The following is a 16,186-nucleotide window of genomic DNA, read 5'->3' on the forward strand; positions in this document are numbered from 1 at the left end:
CAAAGGGCAGTCGAGCTCCAAAAGAAAAGACCATCCGTTTCAAGGATGGCCTTGTTTATGATTAAAGGACAGAATTTTTAAATCATTTTCCATCCTTGTTTTCAACTAGTGAAAAAGTATCCGGTCTAAATATCACACCGCATAAACCCATCTTTCAACGCCTGGATCTTGTCATCCCAAGTAGGAATAAACTCTTGGGCCACGTACCCTGTAAAACCTGTATCGTGAATTGCTTTGATGATAGCAGGGTAGTACAATTCCTGGGTTTCATCAATTTCATGTCGCCCGGGAACCCCAGCCGTGTGGTAGTGCCCAAAATAAGGGTGGTAATTCTGTATGCTACGGATAATGTCGCCTTCCTGAATCTGCATGTGGTAGATATCGAACAACAATTTAAAATTATCGCTGCCCAAGTGTTTGCAAAGTTCCACGCCCCATAAAGAGTTGTCGCACATATAATCGGGGTGGTTTACTTGGTTAAAAAGTTCCATTTGGATCACTACACCGTGTTCTTCGGCCAAAGGCATAATCTGAGAAAGACCATCTACACAGTTTTGAAGGCCCACATAATCGTTCATCCCGTTGCGATTGCCACTAAAACAAATAAGGTTGGTATAGCCCGCTTCGGCCACTTTCGGAATCATTTCCGTGTAGTTTTTGATCAGCTGCTCATGGTATTTTGGATTGTTCCATCCCTCGGCCAAGCCAATTTCGGCACCGTTGCACATGGAGCAATGTATGTCGTATTTTTTTAATATGGGCCATCTGTCGGGGCCTACGAGATCAATGGCTTTAACGCCCAATTCGTTCAATGTCTTTAAAAAATCCTCCAGCGGGATGTCATTAAAACACCATTCGCATACACTGTGGTTGATATTGTGCTTGAGTTTAAAGGTTTTGGATTGCCCTTGGCTGGCCGCCATGGCAGAGGCTGAAGCCAGACCTGCAGACCCAACGGCAGCAGTGGCTATAAAATTTCTACGTTTCATTTTTCGGATTTGTTATGGGAAAGATAGTATTTTCGACCTAGATATGGAAATACGTCCCGATTCAAAACAGCTTTTGGAGCTGGCACATTACAAGATGCCCTTTGGTAAATTCAAAGGGCGTTACCTTGTGGATTTGCCCTTGCCTTATTTGGTCTGGTTCCGTCAAAAAGGATTTCCCAAGGGGAAACTCGGTGATTACCTAAATACGATGTTGACGATAAAGGATAACAACCTGGAACCCATCATAAGAAAGCTGCAAAAAGATTTTCCTCGCGAATCTTCCTGATTTTTGCCCAGCAATTAGTAATTTTACGCCCCGTAATAGAATGAGCAATATGTCAGATACCAAGTACATTTTCGTTACGGGAGGCGTTACCTCTTCGTTGGGTAAGGGAATCATCGCCGCATCCTTGGCTAAACTACTGCAAGCCAGGGGATACCGGACCACCATACAAAAATTAGATCCCTATATAAATGTAGATCCGGGAACGCTGAATCCTTATGAGCATGGCGAATGTTATGTGACCGATGATGGTGCGGAAACCGACTTGGATCTTGGCCATTACGAACGTTTTTTGAACGTACGTACTTCCCAAGCCAATAATGTAACTACGGGCAGGATTTACCAAAGCGTTATTGAAAAAGAGCGAAGAGGTGAATTTTTGGGCAAAACAGTTCAGGTAGTGCCCCACATTACCAACGAAATTAAGGAGCGCATCCAAATTTTGGGGAATAGTGGGGATTACGATATTGTTATCACCGAAATCGGGGGTACGGTAGGGGATATCGAATCATTGCCTTATATTGAATCTGTTCGGCAGTTGCTTTGGGAATTGGGCGAGCATAACGGTATTGTAATCCATCTAACCCTAGTGCCATTTTTGTCCGCGGCAGGGGAGTTAAAGACAAAACCGACGCAGCACTCTGTCAAAACATTGATGGAGAGCGGAATAAAAGCGGATATTTTGGTGTGCCGTACCGAACATCAGATTTCGGAGGACATCAAGGAAAAATTGGCGCTTTTCTGTAATGTTCGGAAAGAAGCGGTAATTCAATCCATAGACGCATCCACCATTTACGATGTTCCTTTGTTGATGCAGGAAGAAGGCCTGGATACGGTTACTTTGCAAAAATTGGCCCTTCCGGATGATAAAGAACCCAACCTAGATCAGTGGAAGGAGTTTTTACAACGCCATAAAAATCCAAAACATAAGGTAACCATCGGATTGATCGGAAAATACGTCGAACTTCCCGATTCGTACAAATCCATACAAGAGGCTTTTATCCATGCAGGTGCGGCCAATGAAGTGGATGTTGAGGTAAGATCGGTGCATTCCGAACATCTATCGGCCAAAAACATTGACAAGAAGATGATGGGCTTGGACGGCATTTTAGTTGCCCCCGGCTTTGGTGAACGTGGTATAGAGGGTAAAGTGTTGGCCGTTCGTTACGCCCGTGAAAACGATATTCCCTTTTTGGGGATTTGTTTGGGCATGCAAATGGCGGTCATTGAATTTGCCAGAACGGTGCTGGGTCTGGAAAATGCCAACTCCACCGAAATGGATAAAAATACGCCAGACCCTGTAATCAGTTTAATGGAAGAACAAAAATCCATTACCGATATGGGCGGAACCATGCGTTTGGGCAGTTGGGACTGTCACCTAAAAGAAGGCAGTTTGGTGGAGAAGGTATACGGTTCCTCCGATATTGAAGAACGCCACAGGCACCGCTACGAATTCAACAATGCCTACAAGGAGCAAATGGAGGAAGCTGGATTGGTAGCCTCTGGGCTGAACCCAAGAACAGGCTTGGTGGAAGTGGTGGAAATACCCTCACATCCATGGTTTGTTGGAGTGCAGTACCACCCAGAGTACAAAAGTACGGTTGCGAGTCCACATCCCTTATTTGTGGGGTTTGTAAAAGCGGTATTGACCCAAAAGCAGAAACAAAACAATGCCAGTTTGGCATAAAACGGGGTTTTGGGCATATATTTGCCACCTGAAATACCAATAAAATATTTCTACTAAATAATATTCATGGAAGAAAAGAAGCTGGATATTAAGTCCATTATTGGATTTGTACTGATTTTTGGGATACTCATATACATGTTTTACCAAAATCAGCCTACGCCAGAAGAGTTAGAGGCACAAAAAGCAGAGCAAGCACAGATAGAGGCAGAGGAAGCCAAAGCGGAGGAGGCGGTCAAAACTGCACCCGTAAAGGAAACCAAGACCATAGATCTTAACGATTCCACCGCTGTGGCCCAATACAAAAATACGGTCGGGGCATTTGGTTTCACCCAGACTTCGGATGGAACCACCACTCTGGAAAACGAAGTGCTCCAACTGAAAGTATCCAATAAAGGGGGACAGATCGTTGAGGCCAAAATGAAGAATTTTGTCACCTACGATTCCGTTCCCGTATATTTGGTAAAAGATGGCAATGCCAACTTTGCACTGAATTTTACCACATCGGACAATCGCGTTCTCAGTACGGCGGACCTGTATTTTGAACCGTCACTTACCCAAAGCGGGGACAACCATGTGCTTTCCATGAAGGCCAAAGTGGCCAACAATCAATTTTTGGAGTACCGCTACGAAATGAAACCAAAAGAATATTTGGTGGACTTTACCGTGCGTTCCCAAGGTTTGAGCGGAGTTTTCAATACCAGTAAGCCTGTTACCTTGGAGTGGGACCTTAAAGGTATTCGCCACAATAAAAGCGTGCAGTACGAAAATAGATATACCCGTCTAACGTACAATCACGATGATGGTGACATCAGCAAGCTTTCCGAGAGCAGTGATTTTGATGAGGAAACCGAAGTGGATGTAAAGTGGTTGTCGTACCGTCAGCATTTTTTTAGCTCTATTCTAGCAACCGATGAGCATTTTAAGACTGCCGATCTAACCTCCACAAACTTGGTCGAGGAAGAGAGCAAGGAACTCCAATTTACGAAAGCATATACCACACGGGCCCCTTTGGAGCTGCAAGGCGGTGAGCTCTCGCAGCATATGTACTGGTACTACGGGCCCACCGATGTAAAGGTATTGGACGATTATAAGGATTTGGGCCTTGCCGATTCCATTCCCTTTGGATGGGGAATCTTTGGTTGGATCAACCGTTACGTATTTACGCCCTTCTATACGTTCTTGAGCTCGTTTTTACCCTATGGAATTGCCATTGTTATTATGACGATTTTGGTTCGATTGGCACTTTCGCCCGTCACCTATAAATCGTATTTGTCGCAGGCCAAAATGAAGGTGTTGAAGCCGGAGATTTCGGAAATCAGCGAAAAGTACAAGGACAACGCCATGAAAAAGCAGCAAGAGACCATGAAGGTGTACAACAAAGCAGGGGTGAGCCCTATGAGCGGCTGTGTGCCCGCCTTGTTACAGTTGCCCATTTTCTACTCCCTGTTCATGTTTTTCCCGACTTCCTTTGCGTTGCGGCAAAAACCTTTTTTATGGGCAGAGGACCTATCGTCTTACGACACTATTTTTGAGTTGCCGTTCACCATACCCTTTTACGGAGACCACGTATCCCTGTTCCCGATTTTGGCATCCGTGGCCATATTCTTCTATATGCAGATGACCACGGGGCAGAGCATGCAGATGCAGCAACAGCCTGGGATGCCGAACATGAAATTTATTATGTATTTATCACCCGTTATGATGTTGTTCTTCTTTAACAACTACGCAAGTGGGTTGAGTTTGTACTATTTCGTTTCCAACTTGATTACCATCTTTATTATGTTGGCCATCAAGAACTACATATTGGACGAGGATAAAATCCATGCCCAAATACAAGAGAACAAGAAAAAACCAAAAAAGGAAAACAAGTTCCAGCGTAAAATGCGCGAAATGATGGAGCAGGCCGAAGAACAAAAGAAATCAGGGAAAAGATAGTACTGAGGTAAATACTTTTCGGTCCAAAAAAAACTCCCTCAAGATTTTCTTGGGGGAGTTTCCATTTATAGGTGTAGTTTGGAAAGATTTGGGACTCCAAAGATGCGACATCACGCCTATCCAAAAAATTAAAAGTTGTAAAACCGTCGGTTTTTGTGGGTAAATAATCCCTTGTTGATGTGTTATCGATGAACGGTAAATTTTACGCCATAAAAAACCCCCTCAGTTTGTTTTGAGGGGGCCTTTTGCATTATCCATCAATCAAAAACCAGTTAGTTTGAAGTGTCCGGGATGAGTACAGTATCCACTACGTGGATGACACCATTGATGGCTTGTACATCCACGGCATCAATACCAATGCCCATGTTTCCGGCACCGTCGGTAATATCTGCAATGTTATCACCTGTTCCTGGTAGGTTGATGGTGATCATATCGCCTTCCAAAGTGGTAGCTGTGGCTCCATCGCTCAAATCACCGGAACGTACATTGGCACCTGCCACCACGTGGTGTTGCAATATTGGTATTAGGTCAGCTTCGGCCGGAATACTGGCCAAAGCGGCAAAAGCATCGTTGGTAGGGGCAAACACGGTGAATGGATCGCTTCCCGCACCGTCTTGTGCTGATAATACGCTCACAAAATCCGTACTTGGCGTCAACTCTGTCAATGCAGATACCAAGGTGGAGAAATTAGGATCTGCAGCGGCAAAAGTTACCACTGTTGGCAGGTCTATAACAGCATCCACGGTATGGATTACGCCGTTGCTTGCCACAATATCCGCCATGGCCACGTTACTTGTACCGTTTAAGGTTACACCATCATCGGTATTAATGTATAAACTTAAATTCTCGTCAGCAGCATACTCAGCAGCCGTGTTCACATAAGCATTTGTCAAATCCGAAGAGAACGCAGCGGCTCCCACAATAACGTGATTGGCCAAAATAGCATTCAAATCATTGGAATTAGGATTGGTAAATGCACTAAAGGCATCGTTTCCGGGAGCAAATACAGTGAACGTTTCTTCTTCGTTGGATAGTAAATCGGTGAAGGTTGTGTTTCCACCATCGGTCAATGCACCTACCAAAGAGGAAAGTCCTGGGTTGGCAACCGCATGGTCCACAATATTTGGAATGTCTATTACGGCATCTACCACATGAACAATACCGTTGATTGCTTTTACATCCGCAGCTACTACGGAGGCAACACCATTAAAGGTTACACCATCGGAGGTATCGAAGAACAAGCTTACATTTTGCTCACCGGCCCCAGTGGCCAAAGTACTTGTGTAACCGGAACCAAGTCCTGTTAAGTCTGTTGAGGTAACTTCACCACTGATTACGTGGTTAAGCAATACATTGGTCAATACATCCACGGGAACGTCCTCTAGCGCTGCACCATCAAGGAAAGCCTCAAAGGCTTCATCGGTCGGGGCCAATACGGTAAAAGGTCCATTGCCGCGCAATACGGTGGGTAAATCCCCGTTGGCAGCGGTAAGGGCAGCAACCAAATTCTGTAGGTTTTCGTTGCCAATGGCCAAATCGGTAATGGGCATTAAGATAATGTCGGCCAGTTCATCCAAAATAGCCTGGGGCAATAAAACTTTGTCTATAATATGTACAACACCATTGGAAACTTCAATATCTGCGGTAGTCACCTCAGCGGCAACATCGGTTGCATCTTGAATAAACACGCCACCTTCGGTGGATACTTGCAAGGAGGAACCCTGCAATGTTGTAAGGCTCATTCCGTTGCTCAGATCGGTGGATAGGGCAGCATCGCCTACCACGTGGTAGGTTAAAATTACAGCTAGCAAGTCTTGTAGTTGTTGGGAGCTAAAATCGTCCAAGGAATCAAAACCATCCAGTTGTGCAAGCAAATCTGTAAATGCTTGATTGGTTGGGGCAAAAACCGTAAATGATCCTTCACCACTTAAAGCAGCAACCAAGTCGTTATTGGCACTCTCATCCGCTTTTTGAAGGGCGGCAACCAAAGTGCTAAGTTCGGCGGTTGCCTGTGCGGCTTCAACAATATTATCTCCTTCCTGTTCAGGAGGCATAGGTCCATTGTCATCATCGGAACACGATGTGAATCCAATGAATACTAGTAAAAGGGTCAATCGGGTTAAATGTTTTAAAGCTTTCATGTTATTTTAGGTGTTTGTTTAACAATATGAAAATATAATTAAACAAAACAACAACAATAATGTTTAACATTTTTAATTAAAACTTTAACAAAATTAGAATTCTAGGGATGTGTAGGTTATAATTTCATAGCTGTTGCTTTAGGATATATTTACCATTATTAATTAACGTCAATTCGTATTTTTGTAGCCTTAAATCATTGCAATGAAAAAGGTTGTTGTTGGACTTTCGGGAGGAGTGGATTCAAGCGTAGCTGCTTATTTGCTCAAAGAGCAGGGGTACGATGTAATCGGTCTGTTTATGAAGAACTGGCATGATGATTCCGTGACCATTTCGGAGGAATGCCCTTGGTTGGAGGACAGTAACGATGCATTAATCGTGGCCGAAAAACTGGGAATCCCTTTCCAAACCGTTGATTTGAGTGCGGAGTACAAGGAGCGAATCGTGGATTATATGTTCAATGAGTACGAGAGAGGGAGAACCCCCAATCCGGATGTGCTGTGCAATCGCGAGATCAAGTTTGATGTGTTTATGAAAATTGCCCTGCAATTGGGTGCCGATTATGTGGCTACGGGACATTATTGCAGAAAGGGAACCATCAAAAATGATGATGGTACGGAAACTTACCAGTTATTGTCCGGTAAAGACCCGAACAAAGACCAATCCTATTTTCTTTGTCAATTGTCGCAAGAACAGTTGTCCAAGACCTTGTTCCCAATTGGTGAATTGTTAAAACCTGAGGTTCGAAAAATAGCGGCAGACAACAATTTGATCACGGCCGATAAAAAGGACTCCCAAGGATTATGTTTTATCGGAAAAGTGCATCTGCCCGAGTTTTTGCAACAAAAATTAAAACCCAAAAAAGGGGTGATCGTGGAAGTGCCTAGTGATGCTGCACAATTTTCGATTACTGTTCCAGCATTTCAGAATGAGCGGGAAAAATTGGTTTTCCAAGCCGAAAAGCCTGTATATTCAGAAACAGACGGTAAAGTGGTAGGGGAGCATCAAGGTGCGCACTACTTTACCATAGGGCAACGCAAAGGCCTCAATGTTGGCGGAACCAAAGAACCTTTGTTCGTCATAGATACCGATGTGGACAAGAACATCATCTATACCGGTCAGGGGAAAGCGCATCCGGGACTTTTAAGAAATACGCTGTTTATAAAGGAAGATGAACTCCATTGGGTACGCCCGGATTTGGCTTTGAAGGAGGATGAAACCATGGAAGTTATGACGAGAATTCGATATAGACAGCCATTGCAAGCGGCAACACTCTACAAAGTAGGGAACGGTTTGTACGTGGACTTCAAGGAAAAACAGTCCGCCATTACCGAAGGGCAGTTTGCTGCGTGGTATAACAATGATGAGTTGATCGGTTCAGGAGTGATCTCGTAACCGGAATCCTTATTTATTTTGTTTATTTTGGTGGAAATCTGAATCAAAACCTTCATGCAAAATAGAATCACGCAACTTTTCGGAATAGAATACCCTATCATTCAGGCAGGAATGGTCTGGGCTAGCGGTTGGCGGTTGGCCTCTGCGGTTTCCAATGCAGGTGGATTGGGGTTGCTAGGAGCGGGAAGTATGTATCCCGAGGTGTTGGAAGAGCACATCATAAAATGTAAAAAAGCATCCGATAAGCCTTTTGGGGTCAATGTTCCCATGTTGTACCCCGACATTGAAAAGTTGATGGACATTATTGTTGACCAAGAGGTGAAAATTGTATTCACTTCTGCGGGAAATCCGAAAACGTGGACCAAATTTCTTCAAGAGAAGGGAATTACCGTGGTTCATGTGGTAAGTAGTGTAAAGTTCGCATTGAAAGCCCAAGAAGCCGGAGTGGATGCCATAGTGGCAGAGGGTTTTGAAGCTGGTGGACATAACGGAAGGGATGAGACCACGACCATGGTACTGATACCTTCGGTAAAAGAAAAAATACAGATACCCCTAATTGCCGCTGGAGGTATTGCCACGGGCAGGGCCATGTTGGCAGCTATGGTTTTGGGTGCCGATGGCGTTCAGGTAGGGAGTAGGTTTGTAGCCTCCCCCGAGGCATCGTCCCACGAACTCTTTAAGCAGCGGGTGGTTGATGCACAAGAAGGGGATACCCAATTGACCTTGAAGGAATTGGCACCAGTAAGATTGCTCAAAAATAAATTTTTTAGAGATGTACAGGATGCCTATGCCAAAGGAGCTTCCAAAGAAGATTTAAAAATCTTACTGGGAAGGGCCAGGGCCAAACGCGGTATGTTCGAGGGGGATATGGAGGAAGGAGAACTGGAAATAGGCCAAGTTTCTGGCTTGATCCATAACATAACACCTGCAGCGGAAATAGTTAAAGAATTAATGTCCGAATTCAATCAGGCAAAAGCTGAAGTTCAACACTATTAAAGTACTACGCTAAAAGTTTAGGAAACTTTTAATACTTTTACGCTGCGCAATGAGAACACTAATCCCCACACTACTCTTTTTTGTGCTCGCCTCGCATTGCTATGGGCAAGTGGAGCGGGACAAAGCACTCCATTTTTTGGGAGGTAATCTCTTTGGCCTTGCTGGGGCCGGAATAGCCAAGCAAGCCACGGATGGCAATCGAATATGGACTTTTGTAGGTTCGGTAGCCGGGAGTACCCTTATTGGTTTGGCCAAAGAAACCGTGGATGCAGGACAACGACCAAATGGTTGGGACAATGATGATCTCGCCGCTACCATTTTAGGGGGCGTTACCGTGGGCGTTACCATAGACCTTTTCTCTAAAAAGGATGATAGAAGGCACTTGCGCGGCCGTTATTCCAACCTGAACGTAAAGAAGCGAAAGCAATTTCTTCACCCAAAATCGGAATTTGTTGTGTTGGATGGCAAACTCCCGTCATTGAATACATTGGGGCTTTCCAATCGGGAGTTTAGTGTTGAATAATATAAATCGTGTATTTTTTGTCACCTCGAGCGCAGTCGAGGGGTCTCTAATTGACGTAGTATACCTTGGGTCTCGACTTAAGTTTGTCTTGAATGGAGTCGAAAGGATCGACCTGACATTATCTAAATAATCCCCCTTGCTTTTATTTCCAGGTATTTATTGATGGTGTTGACAGTCAATTCTTCGGGTTTGGTCAAAATGGTCTGTATGCCATATTTCTGAAGTTCTTTCTGCATCAGCCGTTTTTCCAAAGAAAACTTCTCTGCAATGGTTTTATGGTAGATGGCCTGTAAATCTTCCGCATCTTCTGCAACAAGGGATTCCAACTCCGTATTTTCAAAGAAAATAACCACCAATACATGTTTTTTGGCCATGGCCAGTATAAAGGGCAGTTGACGTTTTAAGCCGGATATGTGCTCAAAATTAGTGTAGAGCAGTAATAGACTTCGTTGATTGACCTTTCGTTTTACCTGGGCGTACAATAAACCAAAATCGGAATCGGAAAAAGCGGTGGAAATATTGTACAGGTTCTCCATAATGGTATTTAGGTGCGTGATTTTCTGCACGGCGGGAACAAAGGTTTCAATCTTTTTGGAAAATGTGAGCAATCCTGTTTTATCGTTTCGTTTTAGGGCAACATTGGAAAAGGCCAAGGCCGAATTGATAGCATAATCCAATAGGCTCAAACCATTAAAGGGCATTTTCATGACCCTTCCCGTATCAATTATCGAATAAATGGGCTGTGACCTTTCATCTTGGTATTGGTTTACCATTAATTGGTTCTTTTTTGCCGTGGCTTTCCAATTTATGGTTCGTACATCGTCCCCTTTAATGTATTCTTTGATCTGTTCAAACTCTTGGGTATGTCCAATGCGTCTTATTTTTTTCAGCCCAAATTCCGTCAAACGATTGCTTGTGGCCAAAAAATCGTATTGCTGCATTTGTATGATGGAAGGATACACCGGTACCATTTGGTCCTTTTGGAACACAAACTTTCTCTTGATGATGCGTAAGGGAGAGGATGCAAATACAATCAGGTTACCGAAAACATATTCGCCACGTTCCACAGGACGTACCGAATATTCGAAAAAATGTGGTTCGCCCTTTAGTAATTGGGTTTTATGTTCAAAATCCCTTTTTTGGAACTGAATGGGCAATTCATCGATTATGGAAACGGCTGTCCTGAAAGGGTATTTGGAACTTAGATGTACCGATAGTATATTTTGATCGCTGTTCGATAATTTTTGGGGCAGGTTCCGCTGGGCTTTGATGGCCTTGGGGGTCGAGAACAATAAATAGAGGTCGAACACAAGGAGTGCCATCAAAAGAAACACCAACAACCAAGCTATGGGGTATAAGAGCGGTACCCAATAGGAAATTACAAAGCATGCGGAAAGCACGGCGATGTACCTGAAAAAAGTGTTATGGATGTATAGCGACCGAATGAATGCCATGTTTATCGGGGGATTTCAACAGACTCCGTGATCATGGAAACTACATTTTCGGTGGTCATGCCTTCCATTTCCCTTTCCGGGGTTAAAATTACGCGGTGGTTTAGCACGGGTACCAAGGCTTTTTTTACGTCTTCGGGAATAACAAAATCCCGTCCTGAAATGGCTGCAAATGCTTTGGCCGAGGTCAACGTGGCAATGGAAGCTCTTGGTGAAGCGCCCAGATACAAATGTGGATGGTTTCTTGTTTGTATTATAATGTTGGCGATGTAATCCAATATTTTTTGCTCCACGACCACTTCGTGAATGTTCTTTTTGAACTCCAACAGTTTTTTAGGGGTAAGCACCGCCTTAATCTGGTCTTGTGGTTTTTCGCCCTTGCGTTCGTGGTGGTTTTGTAAAATCACAACTTCTTCTTCAACGGACGGATAATCCACTTTGATCTTAAAAAGGAATCGGTCCAGTTGTGCTTCGGGCAGGGCATAGGTTCCTTCTTGCTCTATGGGGTTTTGGGTGGCCAATACCATAAATGGTTGCCCCATTTTGTAGGTAGTGCCGTCCACGGTGGCCTGCCGTTCTTCCATCGTCTCAAAAAGGGCCGCTTGTGTTTTGGCCGGGGCACGGTTTATCTCATCGATCAAAATAATATTTGAGAAGATGGGGCCTTTTTTAAACTCAAACTCCGTGGTTTTGGTATTAAAAACGGAAGTTCCCAAAATGTCACTTGGCATTAAATCGGGCGTAAACTGAATTCGGCTGAACTCCGTTTTGAGCGTTTTTGCGAAGAGCTTGGCGGTCACGGTCTTTGCAATGCCGGGAACCCCTTCGATCAGCGCATGTCCATCGGCCAAAATGGAAATGATCAGAAGTTCTATAAAATCCTTTTGGCCCACGATAATGGTGGATAGTTCTTTTTTTATCTGTTCCACGGTATCCCTCAATGCTTCCAAGGGAACCCTATTGTCAAAGTTCAAGTCGTTATTTTCCATCAACGTTTGCTTTAAATGCTTCTATTTTTTGATTCAGGTTTTTCAATTCAATTTCGGTTACGTACTGTTTGGTCCTCAGTTGTGAAATCATGCCTATCAAAGCTTTTACATCTTTCAGATCGGTATTGCTCCGCATGGCCAGGTTCCGCAAGAATGTTTCGTCTTCCAAATTTTGGGTGGAAACATGCAATTTGGTACGGAGGTATTCCAAAAAGTAATCAATTTTATGCTTTGTTATCAGGTGCAGTTCCCCTTTTTCAAAATACATGTCGGCTATGGTCCTCGTAAAGGCCAAGGTCTGGTTTTTTAACGGGGGTAGAACAGGAATGGCACGTTGTTTCCGCTTTCCTTCAAAAATAATGTAGATAAGGGCACCGATAAGAACAAGGTAATAGGCCCATTTAAATTCTTTGGTATTCAAAAAGAGGTACATGGGCGAGGTGTAAAAGGATTTTCCCGATTTGTGGAAGTTGTCCATGTAGATTTGTCCTTTACCGTCCAGATAAGACAATAGGCCCGCAGTATATGCTTGGTTATCATCCTTTAGGATAAAGTAGTTGGTAAATGCTTTTGGAAAGCTGGTCAAAACAATCGTTCCCTTGCCAAAAGATTGTTTTATGGTGTTTATATGTTTGGTGATGGTGTCCGTACTATCCGCTTGGGCATACACTTGGCCAAGAACCGTTGTCTGTAAGGTATCTATTCGTTCAAAACTAGGGGTGTAGTAGTCCTTGCCAAATGTTGCTGTTTTGTTCTTGAATTTAGGATTTACGAGCTCGTGATAAAAAAGAGGCTCCAAACCATTATTATAAACACTGCCTTGTTCCAAATGTAAGGTGTCCAGCAATTTTTTTTCAAAAGACCTTGAAGCAACAAATAGCATATTGCCTTGTTCCACCCATTCCAATAGGGAGTACAATTCGGCCTCTTCAAAAGAGACGGATTCGTTCACAAAAAAGTACGTGCCTTTTATGGAGTCGGTACGGCTTAGGAATTCGAAAGGCGGTTTATGGATTTGTTGTATCGCATCTGGAAAGTGCTTTTCCATCAAATTGTTCAATACAAGGGTGCCATAAGGTATTTTATGATGGGAAACATAAGATGGGAACCAGTTGATTTTTTTTGGTTTGTTATATTCCATCAAAAATATGGCCCCAAGGGTCAGCACACCGATCGCTATGTAAACCCATCTCTTTTTAAGCATCTGTAATTGCTTTTTTTAAGGAATTAAATACAACTTCTGCCTTTTGGTAACGTTCGTGGTCAATATCAAATTCCCCATACCAAACGTAGTCGTAGAGCAGGGTAGCCTTTCCAAAGGCATTTTTTAGGGTACTTTCGGAGAGTTCCGCTATGTAATCATCATTTGTTTTTTGTTGTTGCCAGTCTATCAATTCCCTTTCCGATAACAATTGTAAGATGTAGAGGTAATAGTACCGAATGGCGAGCCTGTAATTTTTATCCGCTAGGGCATTTTTGATCAATTGTTGTATGTCCTCGTTTTTAATGATGTGTTCTTCCTCCGATAGGGACACCACATTCGGGTTTTTCTTGTTTTTGCCAATCCCGTACATATTGGAGTTGACAAAGAAACGAATTACCAGATATAAGAATAGGGCAAGGAGCAAATAGGGGAGGATCTCCAAAAAAACGGCCAAATAGCCTTCGGCGTTTCCCACGCCAAAAATCCATTCAAAAAAGCGGCGCAACATGGTATAGAACCAATTGGTGAGGTCGGTCCACCAACTGCTTTCGGTCTTTACTTCCTCATAGTTGAACGCGCTATCGTTCTTGTAAGTTTCGAGGTCTTCTTTACTAAATTCAATGGGTTCAATGTCCGATTCATCATATTTGACAATGGAATCGTTTTGGGCAAAAAATATTGTCCAGGATAAGAGTAAGTATGATAAAATCAGTTTTTTGCGCATCTATTCCTCTGAAGGTTTCCCAAGGCTTTCAATACGTTCAAAAGTACCTGTAAAATTTTTCTTTTCGTTGAGGTTGAAAAATATCAAGGATGTGGACACTAAAAAAATAATGTTCATCAGGAACCTGATCAAGGTGCTCAAAATATTTAGCAAAAGATAGATGGGGTCGTTAAAAACATTGAAATTCTCAGCATCCATTTCGCCGGAAAACACGCCCATTTTGATCCAGGTGTAGATAATAGTCGGCAAACTAAAGGCATAGGTGGCAATGGCAACGATAATGTAAACCACAAAAAGGGTCACAAAGGTCATCCACCAATTTTCTTTGATCAAGGTAAAACTATATTGGTAGGATTCCATGGTATCCTTTTTAAGGAATACCAAAATGGCGAACGAAACGGATAAGGGCACGGCAAGGTAAATCCCGGGAATCAAACAAAATATTGCGCCTATCATTACGGACAGCCCGACCAAGATTCCCAAACCGATCAGGGACCAAAAAGAGCCATATACGCCTTGACGGATTTCATCATAATTTACGGCTCCTTTGTTGTTTATGTATGATTTTATGTAGTGCAAGACGGTTCCCTGTGCAAGAACATAGGCCGCAATGGAACTAAGTATCAAGGCCAATATGGCAAAAACCATAATAAATGGCGAATAGGTTTGGGTTGCCGTTGGATTGCCAATGGGACTCAGGTTAAAAATATCTCCAATGGTAAACATATAAAAACCCATGGAAACCAGCATGATCACAATGTAGGGGCCTACAATTTTTAAAATGGTGCCAAAAAAAGGTTTAAACTCATTTCTGATAAAGCCAAAGGAATCGGAAAGAATCTCTCCCAATTCACGCTGTTTTTTAAATTCGATGTAGTTATTGGTTGTCTGCATGAGCGGTTTTTCTATGGATTTGGTATGGATAAATGATGTAGTAAAAAATTATTAAGGACAACGATCCCAGTATGATGAAAATTGCCAACCCATCCGGCATTTCCGTGTGTCTGGTGACAAACCCTTCCAAAAAACCCGCAACAATAAAAAAGGGAACCGTGCTTACCATTATCTTCAGCCCGTTTTTAACCCCTCGTTTAAAAGATTCCAGTCGCGTATAGGTGCCCGGAAAAAGTATGCCATTGGCCAAGACCAGTCCGGCACATCCTGCAATGATTATCACCGATATTTCAATGGTTCCATGGATCCAAATGGTTCGGGCCGATTCCCATAGCAGCCCTTTTTCATAAAAAAAGTATTGGAAACTCCCTAGCATGATTCCGTTCTGCAGTAAAATGTAAAGGGTGCCAACTCCTAAAAAGATGCCAAAGGCAAATGCGTAAATGGCCACTTTAATATTGTTGACGGTAATGCCCAAAAACATATTGAACGCCCCTTGATCTTTGTAAACCGCCATAGGGTCGCCCTTTTCAATATTTTCCAGCGTCATGTTCACATAGCCATTGCCCAGTATGGATCGCACAAAATCACCCTCGTTGGCGGAGGAAAATGCACCAATCGACACAAAAAAGGCAAATACCAAGAAAGAAATCAATAGTTCACGGTGATGGGCTTTGAACATGGTCGGAAATTCTGTTTTCCAAAAATGGACAATACGGTTTCGGGATTCCCGTTTGGTCTTATATATTTTTTGATGGGCTTGCGAGGCAAGGGTGTTCAGGTAAACTTGTGTGTTGCTCCCAGGGTAAAAGGTCTTCGCGTAACTCAGATGATCGGTGATCTCAATGTAAAGATCCGAAAGCTCATCGGGGTGAAGTTGCCCTTTATTGAGCAAGGCATTTTCAAAAGCGGCCCATTTATCCTTATTTTGCCTAACAAAAGCGGCTTCGCGCATTAAATTTGATGGTTTGTAAGTA

General features: G+C 43.2%; 14 protein-coding genes. 6 read left to right on the forward strand and 8 right to left on the reverse strand.

The annotated features are described in order from the left end of the window. Positions 1-125 precede the first annotated feature (125 nt). The gene (locus AC13CS_RS11920) at positions 126-989 is read right to left on the reverse strand and encodes a hydroxypyruvate isomerase family protein (protein ID WP_163625619.1); all 864 of its coding nucleotides are present in this window, start codon (positions 987-989) and stop codon (positions 126-128) included. 43 nt (positions 990-1,032) lie between these two features. Here AC13CS_RS11920 and AC13CS_RS11925 point away from each other — a divergent pair, with 43 nt between their 5' ends. The 3 genes from AC13CS_RS11925 (at position 1,033) to yidC (ending at position 4,894) form a co-directional block, all read left to right on the forward strand. Beyond that, positions 1,033-1,275 carry a DUF3820 family protein gene (locus AC13CS_RS11925; protein WP_163625618.1) on the forward strand — a complete coding sequence of 81 codons (243 nt, stop codon included), beginning with the start codon at positions 1,033-1,035 and terminating at the stop codon, positions 1,273-1,275. Positions 1,276-1,324: 49 nt separating this feature from the next. Next, on the forward strand, positions 1,325-2,959 hold the full coding sequence (locus AC13CS_RS11930; protein WP_163625617.1) for a CTP synthase: 1,635 nt from the start codon (positions 1,325-1,327) through the stop codon (positions 2,957-2,959). Between the two features lie 66 nt (positions 2,960-3,025). After that, positions 3,026-4,894: a membrane protein insertase YidC gene (gene yidC / locus AC13CS_RS11935; RefSeq protein ID WP_163625616.1), complete on the forward strand. Its 1,869-nt coding sequence runs from the start codon at positions 3,026-3,028 to the stop codon at positions 4,892-4,894. A 272-nt stretch (positions 4,895-5,166) separates the two neighbouring features. On the opposite strand, the gene AC13CS_RS11940 is transcribed toward yidC, so the two are convergent. Beyond that, positions 5,167-7,035, reverse strand: coding sequence for a fasciclin domain-containing protein (locus AC13CS_RS11940; protein ID WP_482888788.1), 1,869 nt, complete (start codon positions 7,033-7,035; stop codon positions 5,167-5,169). Positions 7,036-7,237: 202 nt separating this feature from the next. On the opposite strand from AC13CS_RS11940, the gene mnmA reads away from it, so the two are divergent. Genes mnmA through AC13CS_RS11955 form a run of 3 tightly spaced genes read left to right on the forward strand, consistent with a single transcriptional unit; the run spans position 7,238 to position 9,947 of the window. Further along, positions 7,238-8,428: a tRNA 2-thiouridine(34) synthase MnmA gene (mnmA, locus tag AC13CS_RS11945; RefSeq protein ID WP_482888790.1), complete on the forward strand. Its 1,191-nt coding sequence runs from the start codon at positions 7,238-7,240 to the stop codon at positions 8,426-8,428. A gap of 54 nt (positions 8,429-8,482) precedes the next feature. Next, positions 8,483-9,424 carry an NAD(P)H-dependent flavin oxidoreductase gene (locus tag AC13CS_RS11950; protein WP_482888791.1) on the forward strand — a complete coding sequence of 314 codons (942 nt, stop codon included), beginning with the start codon at positions 8,483-8,485 and terminating at the stop codon, positions 9,422-9,424. Positions 9,425-9,473: 49 nt separating this feature from the next. After that, positions 9,474-9,947, forward strand: coding sequence for a hypothetical protein (locus tag AC13CS_RS11955; RefSeq protein WP_482888792.1), 474 nt, complete (start codon positions 9,474-9,476; stop codon positions 9,945-9,947). A 122-nt stretch (positions 9,948-10,069) separates the two neighbouring features. On the opposite strand, the gene AC13CS_RS11960 is transcribed toward AC13CS_RS11955, so the two are convergent. From AC13CS_RS11960 to AC13CS_RS11985, 6 genes are read right to left on the reverse strand one after another with little or no spacing between them, the layout of a single operon-like run. Further along, positions 10,070-11,401: a DUF58 domain-containing protein gene (locus AC13CS_RS11960; RefSeq protein ID WP_482888793.1), complete on the reverse strand. Its 1,332-nt coding sequence runs from the start codon at positions 11,399-11,401 to the stop codon at positions 10,070-10,072. A gap of 2 nt (positions 11,402-11,403) precedes the next feature. After that, complete coding sequence (locus tag AC13CS_RS11965) at positions 11,404-12,387, reverse strand: AAA family ATPase (RefSeq protein ID WP_482888794.1); 984 nt, start codon at positions 12,385-12,387, stop codon at positions 11,404-11,406. Next, positions 12,377-13,591 (reverse strand): DUF4350 domain-containing protein, encoded by a 1,215-nt coding sequence (locus AC13CS_RS11970; RefSeq protein ID WP_482888795.1) that lies wholly within the window; start codon positions 13,589-13,591, stop codon positions 12,377-12,379. The genes AC13CS_RS11965 and AC13CS_RS11970 overlap by 11 nt, the downstream gene beginning before the upstream one ends. Then, positions 13,584-14,315, reverse strand: coding sequence for a DUF4129 domain-containing protein (locus tag AC13CS_RS11975; RefSeq protein WP_482888796.1), 732 nt, complete (start codon positions 14,313-14,315; stop codon positions 13,584-13,586). Before AC13CS_RS11975 ends, AC13CS_RS11970 begins: the two co-directional genes overlap by 8 nt. Next, positions 14,316-15,209 carry a hypothetical protein gene (locus AC13CS_RS11980; RefSeq protein WP_482888797.1) on the reverse strand — a complete coding sequence of 298 codons (894 nt, stop codon included), beginning with the start codon at positions 15,207-15,209 and terminating at the stop codon, positions 14,316-14,318. After that, a complete protein-coding gene (locus tag AC13CS_RS11985) occupies positions 15,193-16,164 on the reverse strand; it encodes a stage II sporulation protein M (protein ID WP_482888798.1) in 972 nt (323 codons plus the stop codon). The genes AC13CS_RS11980 and AC13CS_RS11985 overlap by 17 nt, the downstream gene beginning before the upstream one ends. Positions 16,165-16,186: the final 22 nt, after the last annotated feature.

It is taken from the genome of Flagellimonas sp. B-3, assembly GCF_056857835.1.